We start from the raw sequence: 16,440 nt of genomic DNA, 5'->3' as shown, positions 1-16,440 counted from the left end.
GGGATGAAACGGAAGACGGCGCGTTCCCGGGAGGAAACGCGCCGCCGACGCGACACGGGGTGCGGAAGGTGCGACGGCTGCGGAATCAGCCGAGCAGCTTCGCCAGCTTCATCGCGAGGCCCATGTCCATGGGCTTGAACTTGAGCTTGCCCTGCATGGCGGCCATCTGCGCGTTCAGCTTCTTCTCGCGGATCTTCACGAAGTCGTCGTTGCTGACGGAGACGGCCATCTTCGGCGCGTCGTGGAGACCTTCCGTCACCCAACCCTCGGACTTGGTGGCGTCCAGCGTCCACTTGCCGCCGCCCTCACCGGAGATGTCGAAGTTGATGATGGCGTTGAGGTCCTTCGCCAGCTCCGGCTTCTCCTTCAGCACGGCGGGAATGTCGGTCTCGAGGATGTCCTTCGCGGTCGCCATGACTCGCTCCTTTTCTCAGCGTTGATTGGTGAATCAATACCGCGCGAGACCGTAACGGCGGCTCCCCGGCGGGTCAAGCACGGGAGGAGGCCGTTTCAGATGCGCGTCGTTTCCACGCCGCCCCCAAGGGAGTGGCGGACCATGGCGAGCAGGTCGTTGAGCTCGAAGGGCTTGGCCAGGTGGCCCACCGCGCCAATGTCCTTGGCCTTGCTGCCGACGTTGCGATCCGCGCTGAGGACGATGAGCGGAATCGACGCGACGGACGGCTTCTGGCGCATGCGCTGGGCGAACTCCCAGCCGTCCATCACCGGCATCATCAGGTCCAACAGGATGAGCTGCGGGGGATCCGGCTCCAGTCGCTCCAGGGCCTCCTTGCCGTTGCGGGCACGACGGATCTCGAAGCCCTCGGCTTCAAGGATCTCCGAAAGGGCCTCCAGGATGTCGGGATCATCATCCACGACGAGAACCACGGGCGAACCAGCCTGCTGTGCGTTGAGCGAGGTCAGAGGTGTCTCCTCGATACCGCTACCGGAGCCTAGCTTCCACCATCCGAGGACCGTCTGGCGCAAGAAATTAAGGCGTCTCCCGTCCGAGTGGGAGCCCGTTGCAAAACCGACAGTCACTGCCCACCCTTCCGGAGACCGAAGTACGGCAAGGGGGAGGTCCGCGTGACGTGGATGGGGGAGACAGCGGCAGGCCACGAGCCAGCACCGGGCCTCGTGCTCCTGTCCCGCCAGGGAACGCCACGCCTGCTCGGCCCCCTGCTGCTCGAACACCTGGGCCTGGAGGCCCTGCCGCCGGCGGCGGACGTACAGGGCGTGGAGGGCCTGCTGACGGCCGCGGGCTTCCATCCGCGCGAGGGTGTCGCGGGCGTCTGGGAGCGCGAGGGCCACGCGCTGATGGCCGGCGAGGAGGCCCTGGAGGACGGGGGGCGGCTGGTGTGGACGCTGCCCATGGCCGGGAGCACCGAGCGCGTGCAGGAGCGCGTGCGCTACCTGTCACTCGCGTCACACGACCTGCGCGGCTCACTGGCCAACATCCGCTCCTACGCGGCGCTGCTGCTCAACGGGCGCGTGCCGCTGGAGCCCAAGGCGCAGCGCGGCCTGGAGACCATCCTGCGCAACGCGGACCGGGCGCTCGCCTTCGCCCAGGACTTCTTCGACTCAAGCCGCGCGGAGCTGGGCGCGCTCGCGTGTGAGCGCGAGCGCCAGCCGCTGCTGCCCATCCTGGACGCGGCGGTGGAGCGCATGCGGGCCGCGTCGTCCGCCGCCAGCGTGGCGCTGGTGCTGGACACGCTCCCGGAGCTGCCCGACGTGGAGGTGGACGCCGGCCGCATCCAGCACGCCGTGGAGGCCTTCGTGCACCACCACCTGGCGCGCGCGCAGCCGGGCGAGGAGCTTCACGTCCGGGCCGCCCGGCTGGGACACCAGGTGCGGGTGGAGGTGCGCCGCGACGGCGCGCCCGTTCCAGAAGAGGACAGCGCCGCTGTCTTCCAGTGCGAGGAGCGCGCCTTTCGCGAGCGCAAGCTGGAGGATCCGCTGCGCGTCTTCCTGGCCCGCCAGGAGGTGGAGGCCCACGGCGGACAGGTGGGCGCCCAGACGGATGAGGGGGGCAGCACCCTGTTCCTCACGCTCCCGGTGCCGCTGGCCCGTGAGCTCGCGCATCCAGCAGGCTGGCAGGCATGACGTGCCCGGGTGGGAGTTGCTAGCGCGACCCACCTCCCACCGCTATGCTCGGCGCGCATTGTGCGAGGAGCGAAGCCATGGGTTTGAAGCTTCCTGAGATTCTCTTGATTTTCGCGGCGCTGCTGCTGCTGTTCGGCGGCTCGCGGCTGCCGCAGCTCGGCTCGTCCCTGGGCAGTGCGCTCCGCAACTTCAAGCGCGGCTTCTCCACCGACGAGAAGGAAGACGTCGAGGAGAAGAAGACGACGGGCACCCTGTCCGCCGCCTCCGGCGTGGACAAGGACGTGGCGGCCAAGTCGCCCAGCCACCACGCCTGATGCCGTCCGGACGGGCCCCCAGGGCCCGTCCTCCACCGCCGTCACGCCCTTGACGCCCGTACCGGGGACCGCGCGAAGCGGCTTCGGACGGGCGTCAGGCTTGATGCGGGTGCCCCGGCACCGGGAGCTCCCCGCCGCCCCTTCCGGGACGTCAGGGAGCCCCGACGGGGGACTTCAGTCCATCACCTTCGCGCCGTCGTACATGGCGTCGATGGCGGCCTTGTACTTCTGGCTGGCCACCTTGCGCTTCACCTTGAGGGTGGGCGTGAGCTCACCGGACTCCTGCGTGAAGTCCGCGTCCATGACCGCGATCTTCTTGATGCTGGAGTACGGGGGGATCTCCGCGTTCACCTTCTTGATGATCTCCTCGACGGCCGTCTTGATCTCCGGCCGCTGGGAGTTCTGCGCGTAGCTGCCCACCGCGATGCCCTTGTCCTCCAGGAACTTCTTCGCGGGATCCTCCGACACGGTGATGAGCGCGACGAGGAACGGGCGCTTGTCGCCGTACACCATGGCCTGGCTGATGAGCGGGAACGTCTTGAGCGTGTTCTCGATGTTCTGGGGGGCCACGTTCTTGCCGCCCGCGGTGACGATGATGTCCTTCTTGCGGTCGGTGATGCGCAGGTAGTTGTCGGAGTCCACCTCGCCGATGTCGCCGGTGTGGAACCAGCCGTCCGGCTCCAGCACCTCCGCCGTGGCCTCCGGGTTCTTGTAGTAGCCCTTCATCACGCACGGGCCACGCACCATGATCTCCCCGTCCGCGGCGATCTTGATCTCCGTGCCGGGCACCGGCGGCCCCACGGTGCCGATCTTGATCTTCTCCACGCGGTTGGCGTTGCAGGGCGCGCTCGTCTCCGTGAGCCCGTAGCCCTCCAGCACCTTGAGCTCCAGCAGGTCGAAGAAGTAGGCGATCTTCCGCGACAGCGGCGCGCCGCCGGAGATGAAGATGCGCATGTTGCCGCCCAGCTTCTCATCCAGCGTCTTGCGCACCTTGGAGAAGACCAGCTTCTTCGCCAGGCTGAACATCAGCGAGTTGTACTCGCGGCCCTGCGCCATGGCGTCGGCGTACTCGTCGAACAGGCCGAAGGCCCAGGTGAACAGCTTGCCCTTCACCCCGGGCGCCGCGGAGCCGTTGGCCACGACGTTGTTGTAGACCTTCTCGAACACGCGCGGCACCGACGGGAGCACCGTGGGGCGCGTCTCCGCCAGGTTCGCCAGCAGCTTGTCCACCGACTCCGCGATGATGAGCCGGAAGCCCATGGACAGCCACGCCGCCTTCACCACCTGGGCGAACACGTGCGCCAGGGGCAGGAACAGCATCACCGAGTCCTCGGGCTTCATCATGCCCATGGCCTGGGTGGCCTTCGCTTCATAGGCCCAGTTGCCGTGGGTCAGGATGACGCCCTTGGGGTCACCCGTGGTGCCGGAGGTGTAGATGAGCAGGTTCGTGTCGTCCGAATTCACGGCCGCCACGCGCTGCGCGAACGCCTCCTCCGTCGCCTGGGGACCGCTCTTGCCGGACGCCATCACGTCCGCCAGCGAGATCTCCTTGTCGCCGCTGACCGGCCCCTCGAAGACGACGATCTTCTGGAGCGTGGGGATTTCGCCCAGCTTCGAGCGCACGCGCGACAGGCGGCCCGCCTGCTTCGCGTCCTTCTCGTCGGAGTCGACGAGCAGCAGCTTCGTCTCCGAGTGGTTCAGGATGTAGCGACACTCATCCGGCGTGTTGGAGCCGTAGATGGGGACCGTGATGGCCTGCGCCGCGCTGATGGCCAGGTCCGCGACGATCCACTGGAGGCTGGTGTTGGCGAAGATGGCCACCCGGTCCCCGGGCTGGATGCCCTGGGCGATGAGCCCGGACGCCAACCCCTTCACGTCCTCCAGCACCTGGGCGAAGGTGACGTCCTGCCAGCGGCCGTCCTTCTTGTGCGTGACGCCTACCTTGGATGCGTTCTGGGCCCGCTGAACGAGCAACTGGACGAGGTTCTGCTCCTGCGTCCCACTCGCTGCGGGAGCCGTCGTGACCTGAGACTCTGCCCTCACTTGAGCTCCTCCTGGATGTCTGCATCCACCTTCTTGGCCCACTGCTGCACCCGTTGCGCCTCGGCGAGGCTGTACGCGGTGCTTCCCTGCTTGACCTTCTCGATGGCGGCCTTCGCTTCCTTCGCCTTGCCGTCCTTCAACAACGTCTCGGCCAGGTAGAAGTAGGCGCGCAACGACTGCGGATACCTGGCGATGGCCTTCTCGTAGAACGAAACCGATTTGGACAGGTCCCGCTTCGGCCACGGCAGCTCATAGAAGTAGCGCCCCTTCACCAGCCAGGGGCCCCCGAAGTCGTAGCCCGGGTCGAGCTTCAGCGCGGTGTCCAGGCGCTCGTTGAACTTGCCCTCCAGGCCGTCGCCCAGGGCCTTCATGATGCCCACGGCCTGCGAGTAGGACCCGATGCCACATGCGGCGTAGTAGTGCCCCTCCACGCGCGAGGGCTGGAGCTTCGCGGCCTTGTCGCCCTGCTCCCAGGTCTGCTTGCCTAGGACCTTCTTGAGCTTTTCGGAGGTGGCGCCGTCCGCCTGCCATTGGAGGATGCGGGCCTTGCGCCACACGAGGTCGAAGTCCTCGGGCGCGGCCGTCAGGGCGTCCTTCAGCCCCGTCTCCAGCGCCTTCACGGATTCGGCGTCGTTGCGTTTGTCGAACAACGCGTCGAGCTGGGTGAGCAGCGCGGGTTCCGCCGCCTGGGCCGGAAGGGCCGCCAGAACCCAAAGGGCTAGCAATTTCAAGCGCATCCTAACGCCTTAACACGCACGCTTGCCCACCAGCAACCGAACGCGCCAGACGCAACGCGGCAAAAAAGAAGACGGGGCCGGCAAGGTTTGAACAACCCGCCAGTCCCCGTCTTTTTTGAACACATCCCCTGCCCTCCCGGGTGGGGAGGCAGGGGCGGATGCGACCGCTTCAGGCGGCGTCGGCCGTGGCGGTGTGCTCCTCGTTCTCGTTGAAGGCGAGGAGGTAGCGCTCCAGGAAGTTCTTCGTCTTCAGCTCCACCTGGCGCACGCGCTCGCGCGACACGCCCCAGCGCTGGCCCAGCTCCTCCAGCGTCAGCGGCTTGTCCTGCGTCAGCCGCTCCTGGAGGATGTCCCAGCCCAGGTCACCGATGCGCTTGCGCACCTTGGCCAGGGCCTCCTGGACCTCGGCGTCCTGTTCGCGCGTCAGGAACGACTCCTGGGGCGACGGGCCGCCGTCCTCCAGCCGGTCGAGGAACGTGGTTTCACCCTCCTCGTCGATGGTGGCGTCCAGCGAGAAGTCCACCATGCTGCCCCGCTCCGCCTCGCCGCCGCGCACCTGGCTGCGGTTGTCCTTGAGGTAGCGGGTGATGTAGGCGCGGATCCACCAGACGGCATAGGTGGCGAAGCGCACGTTCTTCTTCGGGTCGAAGTGCTCGATGGCCTTCATCAAGCCCACGTTGCCTTCCTGGATGAGGTCATCCAGGCGGGCGCCGCGGTTGGCGAACTTCTTCGCGACGGCGACCACGAAAGCGAGGTTGGAGCTGGCGAGCGTCTGTCGGGCGCTCTCATCTCCCTTGCGGGCCTGGCGCGCGAGTTCGTACTCCTGCTCACGCGTCAGCTGGTGGTGCCCGCCCAGGTGACGCAGGTAATGCGAGAGGCCCTCTGCTGCGTACTTCGTCGAGTTGGCCATGATTTCCCGTCCTTCCGTTCGTTGCTGCCGGACGCGATGAATCCCCCGACGAACCGCGTCCATCTGTCTCTAGGACGCGCAACGTCGGAAAGGGTTTCTCATTCCGATGAGGAAGGGCATTTCGCCCGCTTACCCCTGTCAAAAGCCCGTCACGGACCTGCCCTCTCGGGCCTCGAAAGGTGAGAAGTCCGACGGGTGGGAGAAGCCACCGCGCTTTTTTCCGGCTACGCACTCAAGAACGCTTGGGCGCGGGGAAGATTTTCTCGGGGTTGAGCAGGCCTGATGGATCAAAAAAGGCCTTCAGGCGTCGCTGGAGGTCCAGGAGCGCGGGCGCCTGCTCCAGGGCCAGATATTCCCGCTTGGCGTGGCCCACCCCGTGCTCGCCGGTGATGGTGCCGCCCAGGGCGACGGTGAGCTCCAGCATCCTCCTCAGGGCCTCCTCGACGAGGGGGCGCTGGGCGGGGCCGTCGTAGAGGATGTTGGCGTGCAGGTTGCCGTCGCCCGCATGGCCATACGTGGCAACGGTGAGCCCCAGCTCCTCCCCCATCTTCTTGAGCCGCTCGATGACCTCCGGAATCTTCGACCGGGGGACCACGATGTCCTCGGAGATCTTCGCGGCCTTCAGCGCGCGCAGCGCTGGCGAAATCCCCCGCCGCGCCGCCCACAGCTTCTCCCGCTGGGCCTCGTCCTGGGCCACCAGGGTCTGGGTGGCCCCCTGGGCCTCGCAGATGGCGCCCAGCTGGGTGAGCTCCGCGAACACCCCTTCGGGGGCGTTGCCGTCCACCTCCGCGATGAGGGCGGCGCCCGCGTCCGGGGGGAACTGGAAGCTGCCCCGGTGGACGATGGCCTGGACCGCGACCTCGTCGATGAGCTCCAGGCAGCGGGGCAGGATGCCGGCGGCGAGCACGGCGGAGACGCCCCGGGCCGCGTGCAGCACGGAAGGGAACACCACCAGCGCGGTCATCACCTGGCGGGGCAAGGGGATGAGCTGGACGGTGACCTCCGTGGCGACGCCGAGCGTGCCCTCGGAGCCGACGAAGAGCCCCACGAGGTCATAGCCGGCCACGCCCTTGATGGTGCGCCGGCCCACGCGCAGCACCTCGCCGTCCGGCATCACCCACTCCAGGCCGATGACGTAGTCGCGCGTGACGCCGTACTTGAGCGCGCGCGGGCCGCCGGCGTTCTCCGCCACGTTGCCGCCCACGGTGCAGAACTCCCAGGAGTTGGGGTCGGGCGGATAGAAGAGCCCCTGCGCCTCCACGGCCTTCATCAGGTCGCCCGTGATGACGCCGGGCTCCACCACCGCGGTGAGGTCTTCCGTGGAGATGGAGCGGATGCGGTTCATGCGCTCCAGGCTCACCACCACGCCGCCGCGCAGGGGCAGCGCTCCGCCGCTCTTGCCGCTGCGCGCGCCGCACGGGGTGAAGGGCACGCCGTGGGCCTGACACGCCTTGAAGATGGCGGACACCTGCGCGGTGTCCTCCGGCAGCAGGACGACGTCCGGCGGGTAGACGCCGCTGTCGGACTCGTCGCGCGCGTAGGCGTCCAGCGAGGCCTCGTCGCGCCGCACCTGTCCCTGCGTCAGCACGTCCGCCAGGGCCTCCAGCACCTTCGCGACCCGCTCGGGGGCCACCCGCTCGAAGGTCGGGGCCGCCGGGTTCATCGCCGGGCCCCCAGCCGGGCCCACAGCTCGCGGCGCAGGGGGCCGTCGCGGCGCAGCAGGCCCTCGTAGGCTTCGGCGTGCGTGACAGCGTCGCGCTGGTGGTCCGCCCTCAAGCGCAGACAGGCCTGCTCGGCCTCCAGGATGCAGGCGGTGGCGGGGCTGTCGAGCACGCGGGCGAGCGACTGGGCCACCTGCCGGGCCAGCTCCTCCTGGAGGATGAGCCGGTGGGCGAAGCAGTCCACCAGCGACGCCAGCCGGCCGAAGCCCACCACGCGCGTCCCGGGCACGTAGGCCACGTGGGCCCGGCCGGTGAAGGGCAGCAGGTGGTGCGGACACATGGAGTGGAAGCGCAGGTCCGACACGACGACCAGCTCCCCGGACGAGTTCGCGGGCGCGGGATAGGTCTTCCCGAGCGCCTCCTCCGGCGTGCGGGCGTAGCCGTCTAGGAAGCCGTTGGACCACACGTCGGCCACGCGCGTCGGGGTGTCCACCAGGTTCACGTCCTGGAGGGAGAGGCCCGCGGCGGTGAGGAAGTCGCGCACGGCCCGGGCCATGGCGGCCGGATCGGGCTTCAGGGCGCTGGGGGCCGGGGGCGGCGCGGGGGCGCGACGGCGGGGGCGGGAGGGGGGCACGGGCGGCGGTACTCCTGGCGCGAGGGCCTGCGGTGGAGGCGGACCCAACCTAGCCGATGCGGCACGGCGGGTTGCCTGGAATGAAAACACCGTTCGCTTGTCGCCCTGTTTCAAACCGGGGCGCCAACGCCGGGGTTCGCGCGCCGACGTTGAATCGCCGTCCTGCCCCTTCCGTCACTCCTGGAAGGAGGCCGCTTCGGCCCCCCGCCCTGCCTTGACACTCCCGGGGGCCGACAGTAAGCCAGCCGGGATACCCCGATGCTCTCGCGCGCCCATACCCTCGCCCGCCTCACCGCGATGCTGCTCATCGCGCTCTGGGGTGCCCAGCCGCTGGGTCTGACGCTGCACGTCGAACAGCACGCGCACCGCTACTGCGCGCAGCACCAGACGTTCGAAGAGGACGCGCGGCGCACCCACCCCACGCTGGCTCGGTTCGCCGAGCGGGCCCCCACCCTCTCGTCCGTCCCGCCGCTGGTGGCGGATGCGACGGGCCCCAACCACGACACGTGCCCGCTGCTCACGGCCGCCCCGCAGCTCGGGGCCCAGTTCGCCAGGGACGTCCTGCGCGCGGTGCCCTGCGTGGAGCGCCAGCACCCGGCCACCGCGCCTCCGCGCTCGTTCGCGCCGCTGGCCATCCTCGCCACCGCACCCAAGGCCTCGCCCCCCGCGCACGCGTAGCTTCCGCGTGTCGTGCTGGTGAAGCAGGTCATTGGAGGACGGTCCGGGTGGGGCTTCATGCTCCGCGGCGTCCTGTTCCGAGGAGCAACACCCCGTGTCATTTCATCCGCGCAGGCATCCCCGCGCCCTGGCCGTCATGCTCGCCGTGCAGCTGTCCGCGAGCACCGCCTGGGCCCAGTCATCCCCCGGGCCGACGCCTTCCCCCTCCCCCGCCGCGCCTGGAGACAGCCCACCGGCCGACGCACAGGCCCCGGCCGGCGCGCAGCCCCAGGCTCCGGCCGACGCTCAATCCGATGTCCCGGCCCTGAGTGCGGAGGAGATGGCGGAGATTGAGAAGGCCCTGGGCGTGGACGCGAGCACGCGCGCGCGGCCCTCCGGAGACACGTCTCCCGCTTCGCCCACCGCCACCAACGACTCCGGCGTGACGCCACTGCGGCTGCCGGCGGCCATCACCGGCGGCACCAGCTTCCTCAACCTGAGCTTCATCCTGGACATGGCCGTGGCGGCGTTCTCCAGCAAGGAGCCGTTGCAGGGCGGCGCGCACGACCCGACGCAGAACGGCTTCAACCTCCAGCAGTTGGAGCTGTCCATCGGGTCGGTGGTGGATCCGTACTTCCGCTTCGACAGCAACATCGTGTTCAGCCAGTTCGGCGTGGAGATTGAAGAGGCGTACGCCACCACGCTGGACCTGCCCGCGAACCTCCAGGTGCGCGCGGGCCAGTTCCTCACGCGCTTCGGGCGGATCAACGCCACCCACCCGCACGCGTGGGACTTCGTGGATCAGCCCTTCGTCATGAGCCGCGTGTTCGGCGGCGAGGGCAACCGGGGCCTGGGCATGGAGGGCTCCTGGCTCGCGCCGCTGCCCTGGTACGTGGAGGTCATCGGCAGCGTCACCGACGCAAAGGGCGAGGCCACCGCGCGCAGCTTCTTTGGCGCGTCCAACGAGCGCGTGCTCTCCCCGCTGGACCTCCAGCTCACCGGCGCGGTGAAGCAGTTCTTCCCGCTGTCGGACGACCTGTCGCTGCTGTGGGGCCTGTCCACCGCCACCGGGCCCAACCCCACGGGCTACCGCAACCACACCAGCATCTACGGCACTGACGTCTACCTGAAGTTCCGACCCATCACCGAGGCGAGCGCGCAGCAGCTGGTGCTCCAGGCGGAGGTGCTCTACCGCCGCCGCCAGGCCCCCGGGGACCTGCTGTCCGACTGGGGCGGCTACGCGCAGACGGTGTGGCGCTTCTCCAACCGCTGGGCCACGGGCGTGCGCTACGAGTTCGGCACGGCGGCGAAGACGCAGGAGGGCCGCGTCGCGAATGATCCGCTCGACCCCGAGTGGATCGCCGACCGCCAGCGCATCACCGCGTCATTGACGTTCTGGCCCACGGAGTTCTCCCGCCTGCGCCTGCAGGCCGCCACGGACCGCGTCGGCTGGCGCGCGACGCCGGACTATTCGGCCTTCGTCGCGCTCGAGGTCGTGACCGGCGCCCACGGTGCCCATGCGTTCTGATCCCTTCTTCCGGAGCCCCTCCATGCGTTCCCTTCGCCTCTTCGCGGCGCTCCTCGCCGCCGCCGTGTGCCTCACCGCCGCCCCCGCGCTCGCGGACCTGAAGGTCGTCGCCACGCTCCCGGACCTCGCCGCCGTGGCCAAGGCCGTGGGCGGGGACAAGGTGGAGGTGGTGGCCCTGGCGCTGCCCACGCAGGACCCGCACTTCGTGGACGCCAAGCCGAACCTGGCGCTCGCGCTCAACCGCGCCGACCTGCTGATCACGGCGGGCCTGGACCTGGAGATCGGCTGGCTGCCGTCGCTCCAGCTGGGCGCGCGCAACAACCGCATCCTCACGGGCAACGAGGGCTTCCTGGACGCGTCGCGGTTCGTGAGCCTCCAGGAGGTGCCCACGACGGCGGTGGACCGCAGCCAGGGCGACGTGCACCCCGGCGGCAACCCCCACTATCTCTATGATCCGCGTCAGGGCATCGCGGTGGCGCGCGGCATCGAGGCGCGCATGTCGCAGCTCGACGCGAAGAACGCCGCCACCTACAAGGCGAACCTGGCGAAGTTCACGCAGGAGGTGCAGGCCGCGCGGCCCGGATGGGAGAAGCGGCTCGCGGGCCTCAAGGGCGCGCCCGTCATCGCGTACCACCGCACGACGGCGTACCTCCAGGACTGGCTGGGCTTCACCACCGTCGCGTTCCTGGAGCCCAAGCCCGGCATCCCGCCCAACCCGTCCCACGTCGCGCAGGTGCTGGCCCAGGGCAAGGCGCGCAAGGTGAAGCTGGTGGTGAAGGAGGGCTACTACCCGGACGGCACCGCGCGGCTCGTGGCGTCGAAGATCCCCGCGCCGCTCATCGTCATCCCCGGCGGCACCGACTTCCGCGATGGCCAGACCTACGTGCAGCGCATCGAATCGCTGGTGGGCCGCCTGGAGCAGGGCCTCGCCGGGAAGGGGGAGTGAGCCCATGAGACGCCTTCTCCCGTGGCTCCCCCTGGTGCTCCTGTCCGGCTGCGCGCTGGACGCGGGCGAGGGCTTCGCGGTGCTGGAGCCTTCCGTCCAGGTCGCGTACACGCCGCTGCCCCGCCGCGACGCGGGCGACGGCTACCAGGCGCTCGCCTCCGACTTCCAGCTGCGCATGGACTCCGGCGCGCTGCGCCTGGGCAGCATCGACCTGCTGGCCAGCTCCGGTGGCGCGGGCGCCACCACGTTCGACCCCTCCTCGCCGCCGCCGGGCTACTCGCTGTGCCACAACGGCCACTGCCACAGCGACGATGGGGCGCTCGTCGACTACGAGGACATCCAGGCGGAGCTGGGCGGCGGGGGCAGCACCACCACCACGGTGGCCAACCTCCCCGTCGACACCGAGCTGGATCTGCTGGCGGCGCCGACGGTGGGCCTGTCCTGCAAGCCGGACTGCGAGCTGACGCGGACGACGGTGTCCCGCGGGCGCTGGGCCATCACCGGCCTGCGGCTGACGGGCAGCGTGCGGGATGGCCGCGTCCCGGCGCGCTTCACCGGCGCCCTGCCCTTCCGGCTCACCGCGACGACGACGGGCGCGGAGGCCGAACCGCTGGCCGTGCTCACGGGCGACCTGGACGTGCCGTCCGACCGGGAGAGCGCGCCGCGCGTGGCGCTGGGCCTGAAGCTCGAGCTGACGCCGGAGCTGTTCGACGCGGTGGACTGGTCCGCCGCGACGGTGGGGCTGGATGGCGTCGTGGACCTGGACGTGCCCGCGAACGCCGCGGTGCGCACCGCCCTCTTCCAGAGGATGGCCGAAGTGAACCCCACCGCGGAGGTGAGCCGTGGCGCACGGTGAGCATGAGACGGAGCTGGACACCGCGCACCGCGCGGCGCCGCCCCCGGAGCCCGGGGAGGCGCTGCTCAAGTGCGAGCAGCTCGTCATCGGCTACGGGGGCAAGGACATCCTGCCGCCCATGGACCTGGTGGTGCGCCGCCGGCAGTTCGTGGCCGTGGTGGGCCGCAACGGCTCCGGCAAGAGCACCTGGTTCAAGACGCTGCTGGGGCTCATCCCGCCGGTGTCCGGGCGCATCACGCTGGGCACCCCGAACATCCGCAGCGCCTACGTGCCGCAGATGTCGTCCATCGACTCGCTGCTCCCCGTGCATGCGCGGGAGCTGACCGGGTGGGGGCGGCTGTCGGGGTGGAACTTCCTGCGGCCCTTCCCCAGCGCCACCGATAGGCAGAAGGTGGAGGCGGCGCTCGACACCGCCGGGGCGCGCGGTATCGCGAAGCGTCCCTTCCGCGACCTGTCCGGCGGCGAGAAGCAGCGCGCCCTGCTCGCGCGCGTCATCGCCACCGAGGCGGACGTGGTGCTGCTGGATGAACCCACCGCGGCGATGGACGCCGTGGCGGAGAAGCAGACGATGCTGCGGCTGTGCGCGCTCGCGCATGACCGGGGCCTGGGCGTGGTGGTGGTGAGCCACGACCTGTCCGTCGCGGCCGAGCACGCCGACGTCATCCTCTTCGTGGACCGCGAGCACCGCTGCTTCGTCATGGGCGATGCGCGCACCGTGTTCTGTCATCCGGCCTTCCGCCGCCAGTACGGCGACGACTACTGTCACAGCGCACCCCAGGGGCCTCATCGTGGAAACAGCCCTGCTTGAGCCCTCGAAGTGGGAGACGTTCCAGTCCGCCTGGGAGCTGTTCCAGGACCCCATCCTGTGCGCGCTCATCGCCGGGTGCGTGCTGGGCTTCCTCAGCGTCTACGTCGTCCTGCGGCGCATGGTGTTCGTCAGCGCGGCGGTGACGAACACGGCGGGCCTGGGCGTGGCGCTGGCCTTCTTCGCGGAGATCCACCTGGGCGTCCACGTGGACCCGCTGGTGGGCGCGGTGGTGCTGTCGGTGGCGGCCACGCTGCTGCTGATGGTGGAGCCCGCGCGGCTGCGCCTGTCCCGCGAGAGCCTGCTGGGGTGCGCGTTCGCCTTCGCGGGCGGCGCGGCCATCCTCGTGGGCGACCGCATCGCGCAGGAGTCGCACGACATCCAGGGCATCCTCTTCGGCACCGCCGTGCTGGTGACGCCGGACCAGCTCCAGGCGGTGGCGGTGGCGGGCGCGGTGCTCATGGTGCTGCACCTGTGGTGGTTCCGGGGCATCGCCTTCGTCAGCTTTGATCGCATCGGCGCCACGGTGCAGGGGCTGCCGGTGCGGCTGTTGGACACGGTGCTGATGGTGTCCATTGGCATCATGGTGGGCGTGTGCGCGCGGGCCCTGGGCGCCCTGCCCGTCTTCGCGTTCTCCACGCTGTCCGCCATCGCCGCGCTGGTGTTGGATCTGCGGCTGCCGTGGACGTTCTTCACCGCCACCGTGCTGGGCGGCATCGCGGGCGCGGGCGGCTACCTGTTCGCGTACTTCTACGACTTCCCGGTGGGCGGCTCGCAGACCGTCCTGTCCGGGGTGCTGGTGCTGCTGATGATGCTGGTGCGCCTGGTGCGCCTGCCCTTCCTGCGCAAGGCGTAGGTCGCGTCCCTCTCCGCCGCCGCGCCCTTCAGCGGACGGCGGCGGACACCTTCTTGAACTCGGGCGTGCCCGCGCGGCCCAGCATGTCGAAGAGGGCCGACTCCACGGTGAGGATGCGCGCGCCGGCGTCGCGGCACAGCTCCAACCCCACACGGCGGTCCTCCTCCGTGCGCGACAGCACCGCGTCCGCCAGCAGGCACGGCTGACGGCCGCCGGCCGCCAGGTCGCGCACCGTCTGGAAGACGCAGATGTGCGCCTCCATTCCCGCGATGAGCACCTGCTTGCGCTCCCCGAGCGCCGACAGCACGTCCGGCGTGGCGGCGGAGAAGTCCATCTTCTCCAGCGGGGTGTACGTGCCCAGCTTCAGCTTCAGGAGCGAGTGCGTGCGGCCCAGCCCCTGCGGGTACTGCTCCGTGACGAACACCGGCACGCCCAGGGCCCGGGCGCCCTCCACGGCGGCGCCGGTGCGCGCGAGCATGCGGTCCAGGGCGTCGCGCTCCATCGCGGCGCACAGGCGCTCCTGGATGTCGATGACGAGCAGCACGGCCTGCTCGGACTTCAGGCGGAACGAGGACATGGGGCAGCTCCTTGGCGGGTGCCTCCTAGTGACGCGAAGCCCGCGCGCCCGTCAAGCACGGCCGCGCGGACGCTCACGCCCCATGCACGCTCCAGGGCCCTTCCCCGCCCCGGGGGACGGTGGCCGTGTCCACCGGCACGTCCGGGACCCGCCGGAGCGCGGCGCGGCCGCGGCCTCCTCCCGAGGCGAAGCCCCGCGCGCGTTGCAGGCCCGGCAGGTGCGGATCCGCGTCGCGCCAGAGGTCCAACACCACCGCGTAGTCGTGCGCCGCTTCGGGCATGCACGCGCAGGCGACGTGCGCCTCCGCCACCAGCAGCATGCAGTGGCCACACCCGGGCCGCTCCCCGGCCCACTCCAGCGCCAGCTCCAGCGCCTTCTCCTCGCGGCCGGAGCGCAGGCGCACGCGGGCCAGCGTCTCCCGGGGAGGCCGGCAGAAGAGCGCGGGCCCCACGGGGCGCAGGCGCCGCTCCAGGCGCAACGCCCTCGTGAGCGCGGCCTCCGCGCGGCCGGAGTCCCCGCGACGCGCGTCCAGCGTGCCCCGCAGCTCCTGCGCGGCGACTTCAATCGTGCGCGCCACGTCGCGAGCACACAGGGCGCGGCCCTCCGAGCGGGGCACCTCCGACAGGGCCTCCACCAGCGCGTCCAGCGACAGGCACGCTCGCTCCACGTCGCCCAGCCGTCCCGTCTCCAGGGCGCAGGCCCCGCGCGCATAGAGGCGCACGGCGTCGCGCAGGCCCTGCTCCGCGACGGTGGCGGCGTCGCCCAGCTCCATCGGGACGTCCGCCGCCGCCCGGCAGAAGCCGAAGCGCAGGTGCGCGGCCACCAGCGTGGTGGCGGCGAAGAGCACCGCCTGGGGCTGCGCGCCCGCGGCCTCCACGCGCTGCCGCAGCTTGCGCGCCCACGCCTGGGCGCCCCGGTACTGCCCCACCTCCGCGCAGCCCTCGCTCAACAGGCGCAGCGCCGTGTCCGCGCTGGGCGCGACCTCCAGGGGCAGCGCTTCGCGGGCCAGGTACACGTCGTCCGCCGCCACCGCCGCCTCCAGGACGAGGTTCGCCTCCGCCACGCGGCCCATGCGCAGGAGCAGGCGCCCGGCGGTGAGCAGCGCGGGGCTGCCCGAGGGCGCGAGCGTCGGGAGGACTTCGGCGCTCTCGCGCGCCATCTCCGGTCGGGCGCTCGGCAGCCACGCCTGGACCCACGCCATGTGCACGCCCGCGTGGCGCGGGTGCGTGCGCAGCAGGTCGCGCAGCAGGCACTGCGCATACGGCTGGCCCTGGCCGGGGCGTCCGTCCGCCTCGTAGCCATCCAGCAAGAAGCCGGCGAGCAGCAGGCGCGGCTCGGGCTCCTCCGGGTAGCGGTCGACGAGGCACTCCATCTCGCGCACGAAGGCATGCCGGCCATTGGCGGGCCCCTTGTCCGCGAGCAGGCTGGCGGCGACCACCAGGCGCTGCTCCAGGTCCGTCACGCCCTCGGCCAGCACCAGCGCCTTGCGGATGGCCTCCGCGCGGCCCGCGGCGAAGCGGGCCCCCGGGCCCCGCGCGAGCGCGAGCCCCCACCACGCCATGGCGAGCGAGGGGTCCTGCCGCGCCGCCTCCGCGAAGGCGCGGCGGGCCTCCAGGGCCCAGCCCAGGTGCAGCAGGCGCAGGCCCTGGTTGAAGTAGGCCTGCGCGAGCGGGACCTCCGTCGTCACCGGCAGGTGGGCCTCCCCATAGCCGTCACACAGCGGCGGCGTGGGAAGGGCTTCGTCCGGCAGGTCCTCCCACGGGACGTGGGCATGGACGGACGGCGCATCGGCTCGGAACAGTCGTGCCAGCATGGT

Annotated in this window: 17 protein-coding genes; 8 read left to right on the top strand and 9 right to left on the bottom strand. The window is 70.7% G+C overall.

The window, feature by feature from the left end:
- Positions 1–85: 85 nt before the first annotated feature.
- Positions 86–415 (bottom strand): SCP2 sterol-binding domain-containing protein, encoded by a 330-nt coding sequence (locus OV207_RS24790; RefSeq protein ID WP_193429173.1) that lies wholly within the window; start codon positions 413–415, stop codon positions 86–88.
- A gap of 95 nt (positions 416–510) precedes the next feature.
- Positions 511–885: a response regulator gene (locus tag OV207_RS24785; protein ID WP_193429172.1), complete on the bottom strand. Its 375-nt coding sequence runs from the start codon at positions 883–885 to the stop codon at positions 511–513.
- A gap of 207 nt (positions 886–1,092) precedes the next feature.
- Between OV207_RS24785 and OV207_RS24780 the strand changes: the two genes are divergently transcribed.
- Positions 1,093–2,100, top strand: coding sequence for a sensor histidine kinase (locus OV207_RS24780; protein WP_267557649.1), 1,008 nt, complete (start codon positions 1,093–1,095; stop codon positions 2,098–2,100).
- Between the two features lie 77 nt (positions 2,101–2,177).
- Entirely contained in the window at positions 2,178–2,414 is a 237-nt protein-coding gene (locus OV207_RS24775; protein ID WP_193429171.1) for a twin-arginine translocase TatA/TatE family subunit, read from the top strand.
- A gap of 174 nt (positions 2,415–2,588) precedes the next feature.
- Here OV207_RS24775 and OV207_RS24770 read toward each other — a convergent pair whose 3' ends face one another.
- The 5 genes from OV207_RS24770 to folE form a co-directional block, all read right to left on the bottom strand.
- Positions 2,589–4,457 carry an AMP-dependent synthetase/ligase gene (locus OV207_RS24770; protein WP_193429170.1) on the bottom strand — a complete coding sequence of 623 codons (1,869 nt, stop codon included), beginning with the start codon at positions 4,455–4,457 and terminating at the stop codon, positions 2,589–2,591.
- Positions 4,454–5,182: a tetratricopeptide repeat protein gene (locus tag OV207_RS24765; protein WP_324291564.1), complete on the bottom strand. Its 729-nt coding sequence runs from the start codon at positions 5,180–5,182 to the stop codon at positions 4,454–4,456. Before OV207_RS24765 ends, OV207_RS24770 begins: the two co-directional genes overlap by 4 nt.
- Positions 5,183–5,363: 181 nt before the next feature.
- On the bottom strand, positions 5,364–6,104 hold the full coding sequence (locus OV207_RS24760; RefSeq protein WP_193429168.1) for a sigma-70 family RNA polymerase sigma factor: 741 nt from the start codon (positions 6,102–6,104) through the stop codon (positions 5,364–5,366).
- A gap of 232 nt (positions 6,105–6,336) precedes the next feature.
- Entirely contained in the window at positions 6,337–7,767 is a 1,431-nt protein-coding gene (locus OV207_RS24755; protein WP_267557608.1) for an FAD-binding oxidoreductase, read from the bottom strand.
- On the bottom strand, positions 7,764–8,321 hold the full coding sequence (folE, locus tag OV207_RS24750) for a GTP cyclohydrolase I (protein WP_227027819.1): 558 nt from the start codon (positions 8,319–8,321) through the stop codon (positions 7,764–7,766). Before folE ends, OV207_RS24755 begins: the two co-directional genes overlap by 4 nt.
- Before the next feature lie 336 nt (positions 8,322–8,657).
- On the opposite strand from folE, the gene OV207_RS24745 reads away from it, so the two are divergent.
- The 6 genes from OV207_RS24745 (at position 8,658) to OV207_RS24720 (ending at position 14,047) form a co-directional block, all read left to right on the top strand.
- Positions 8,658–9,077, top strand: coding sequence for a hypothetical protein (locus OV207_RS24745; RefSeq protein ID WP_267557606.1), 420 nt, complete (start codon positions 8,658–8,660; stop codon positions 9,075–9,077).
- A 319-nt stretch (positions 9,078–9,396) separates the two neighbouring features.
- Positions 9,397–10,584 carry a zinc-regulated TonB-dependent outer membrane receptor gene (locus tag OV207_RS24740; protein WP_324291563.1) on the top strand — a complete coding sequence of 396 codons (1,188 nt, stop codon included), beginning with the start codon at positions 9,397–9,399 and terminating at the stop codon, positions 10,582–10,584.
- A gap of 22 nt (positions 10,585–10,606) precedes the next feature.
- Complete coding sequence (locus OV207_RS24735) at positions 10,607–11,530, top strand: metal ABC transporter substrate-binding protein (RefSeq protein ID WP_267557605.1); 924 nt, start codon at positions 10,607–10,609, stop codon at positions 11,528–11,530.
- A gap of 4 nt (positions 11,531–11,534) precedes the next feature.
- Positions 11,535–12,386 (top strand): hypothetical protein, encoded by an 852-nt coding sequence (locus tag OV207_RS24730; protein WP_267557604.1) that lies wholly within the window; start codon positions 11,535–11,537, stop codon positions 12,384–12,386.
- Between the two features lie 13 nt (positions 12,387–12,399).
- Positions 12,400–13,194 carry a metal ABC transporter ATP-binding protein gene (locus OV207_RS24725; RefSeq protein ID WP_193429275.1) on the top strand — a complete coding sequence of 265 codons (795 nt, stop codon included), beginning with the start codon at positions 12,400–12,402 and terminating at the stop codon, positions 13,192–13,194.
- A complete protein-coding gene (locus OV207_RS24720; protein WP_193429161.1) occupies positions 13,175–14,047 on the top strand; it encodes a metal ABC transporter permease in 873 nt (290 codons plus the stop codon). Before OV207_RS24725 ends, OV207_RS24720 begins: the two co-directional genes overlap by 20 nt.
- A 28-nt stretch (positions 14,048–14,075) precedes the next feature.
- On the opposite strand, the gene OV207_RS24715 is transcribed toward OV207_RS24720, so the two are convergent.
- Positions 14,076–14,624, bottom strand: a complete 549-nt coding sequence (locus tag OV207_RS24715; protein WP_267557603.1) for an isochorismatase family protein — start codon at positions 14,622–14,624, stop codon at positions 14,076–14,078.
- A gap of 73 nt (positions 14,625–14,697) precedes the next feature.
- Positions 14,698–16,437, bottom strand: coding sequence for a hypothetical protein (locus OV207_RS24710; protein WP_267557602.1), 1,740 nt, complete (start codon positions 16,435–16,437; stop codon positions 14,698–14,700).
- Positions 16,438–16,440: the final 3 nt, after the last annotated feature.

This window comes from Corallococcus sp. BB11-1, assembly GCF_026626625.1.
GTDB lineage: Bacteria > Myxococcota > Myxococcia > Myxococcales > Myxococcaceae > Corallococcus > Corallococcus soli.
The sequence above is the reverse complement of the archived record's forward strand: the minus strand, read 5'-3'. Positions and strand labels throughout refer to the sequence as shown.

What these genes read in the sequence shown, in the direction of transcription:
- OV207_RS24790 (WP_193429173.1), bottom strand. Translation starts at nt 415, where the DNA reads ATGGCGACCGCGAAGGACATCCTCGAGACCGACATTCCCGCCGTGCTG.
- OV207_RS24780 (WP_267557649.1), top strand. Translation starts at nt 1,093, where the DNA reads ATGGGGGAGACAGCGGCAGGCCACGAGCCAGCACCGGGCCTCGTGCTC.
- OV207_RS24775 (WP_193429171.1), top strand. Translation starts at nt 2,178, where the DNA reads ATGGGTTTGAAGCTTCCTGAGATTCTCTTGATTTTCGCGGCGCTGCTG.
- OV207_RS24760 (WP_193429168.1), bottom strand. Translation starts at nt 6,104, where the DNA reads ATGGCCAACTCGACGAAGTACGCAGCAGAGGGCCTCTCGCATTACCTG.
- OV207_RS24755 (WP_267557608.1), bottom strand. Translation starts at nt 7,767, where the DNA reads ATGAACCCGGCGGCCCCGACCTTCGAGCGGGTGGCCCCCGAGCGGGTC.
- folE (WP_227027819.1), bottom strand. Translation starts at nt 8,321, where the DNA reads ATGGCCCGGGCCGTGCGCGACTTCCTCACCGCCGCGGGCCTCTCCCTC.
- OV207_RS24745 (WP_267557606.1), top strand. Translation starts at nt 8,658, where the DNA reads ATGCTCTCGCGCGCCCATACCCTCGCCCGCCTCACCGCGATGCTGCTC.
- OV207_RS24740 (WP_324291563.1), top strand. Translation starts at nt 9,397, where the DNA reads ATGGCGGAGATTGAGAAGGCCCTGGGCGTGGACGCGAGCACGCGCGCG.
- OV207_RS24735 (WP_267557605.1), top strand. Translation starts at nt 10,607, where the DNA reads ATGCGTTCCCTTCGCCTCTTCGCGGCGCTCCTCGCCGCCGCCGTGTGC.
- OV207_RS24730 (WP_267557604.1), top strand. Translation starts at nt 11,535, where the DNA reads ATGAGACGCCTTCTCCCGTGGCTCCCCCTGGTGCTCCTGTCCGGCTGC.
- OV207_RS24715 (WP_267557603.1), bottom strand. Translation starts at nt 14,624, where the DNA reads ATGTCCTCGTTCCGCCTGAAGTCCGAGCAGGCCGTGCTGCTCGTCATC.
- OV207_RS24710 (WP_267557602.1), bottom strand. Translation starts at nt 16,437, where the DNA reads ATGCTGGCACGACTGTTCCGAGCCGATGCGCCGTCCGTCCATGCCCAC.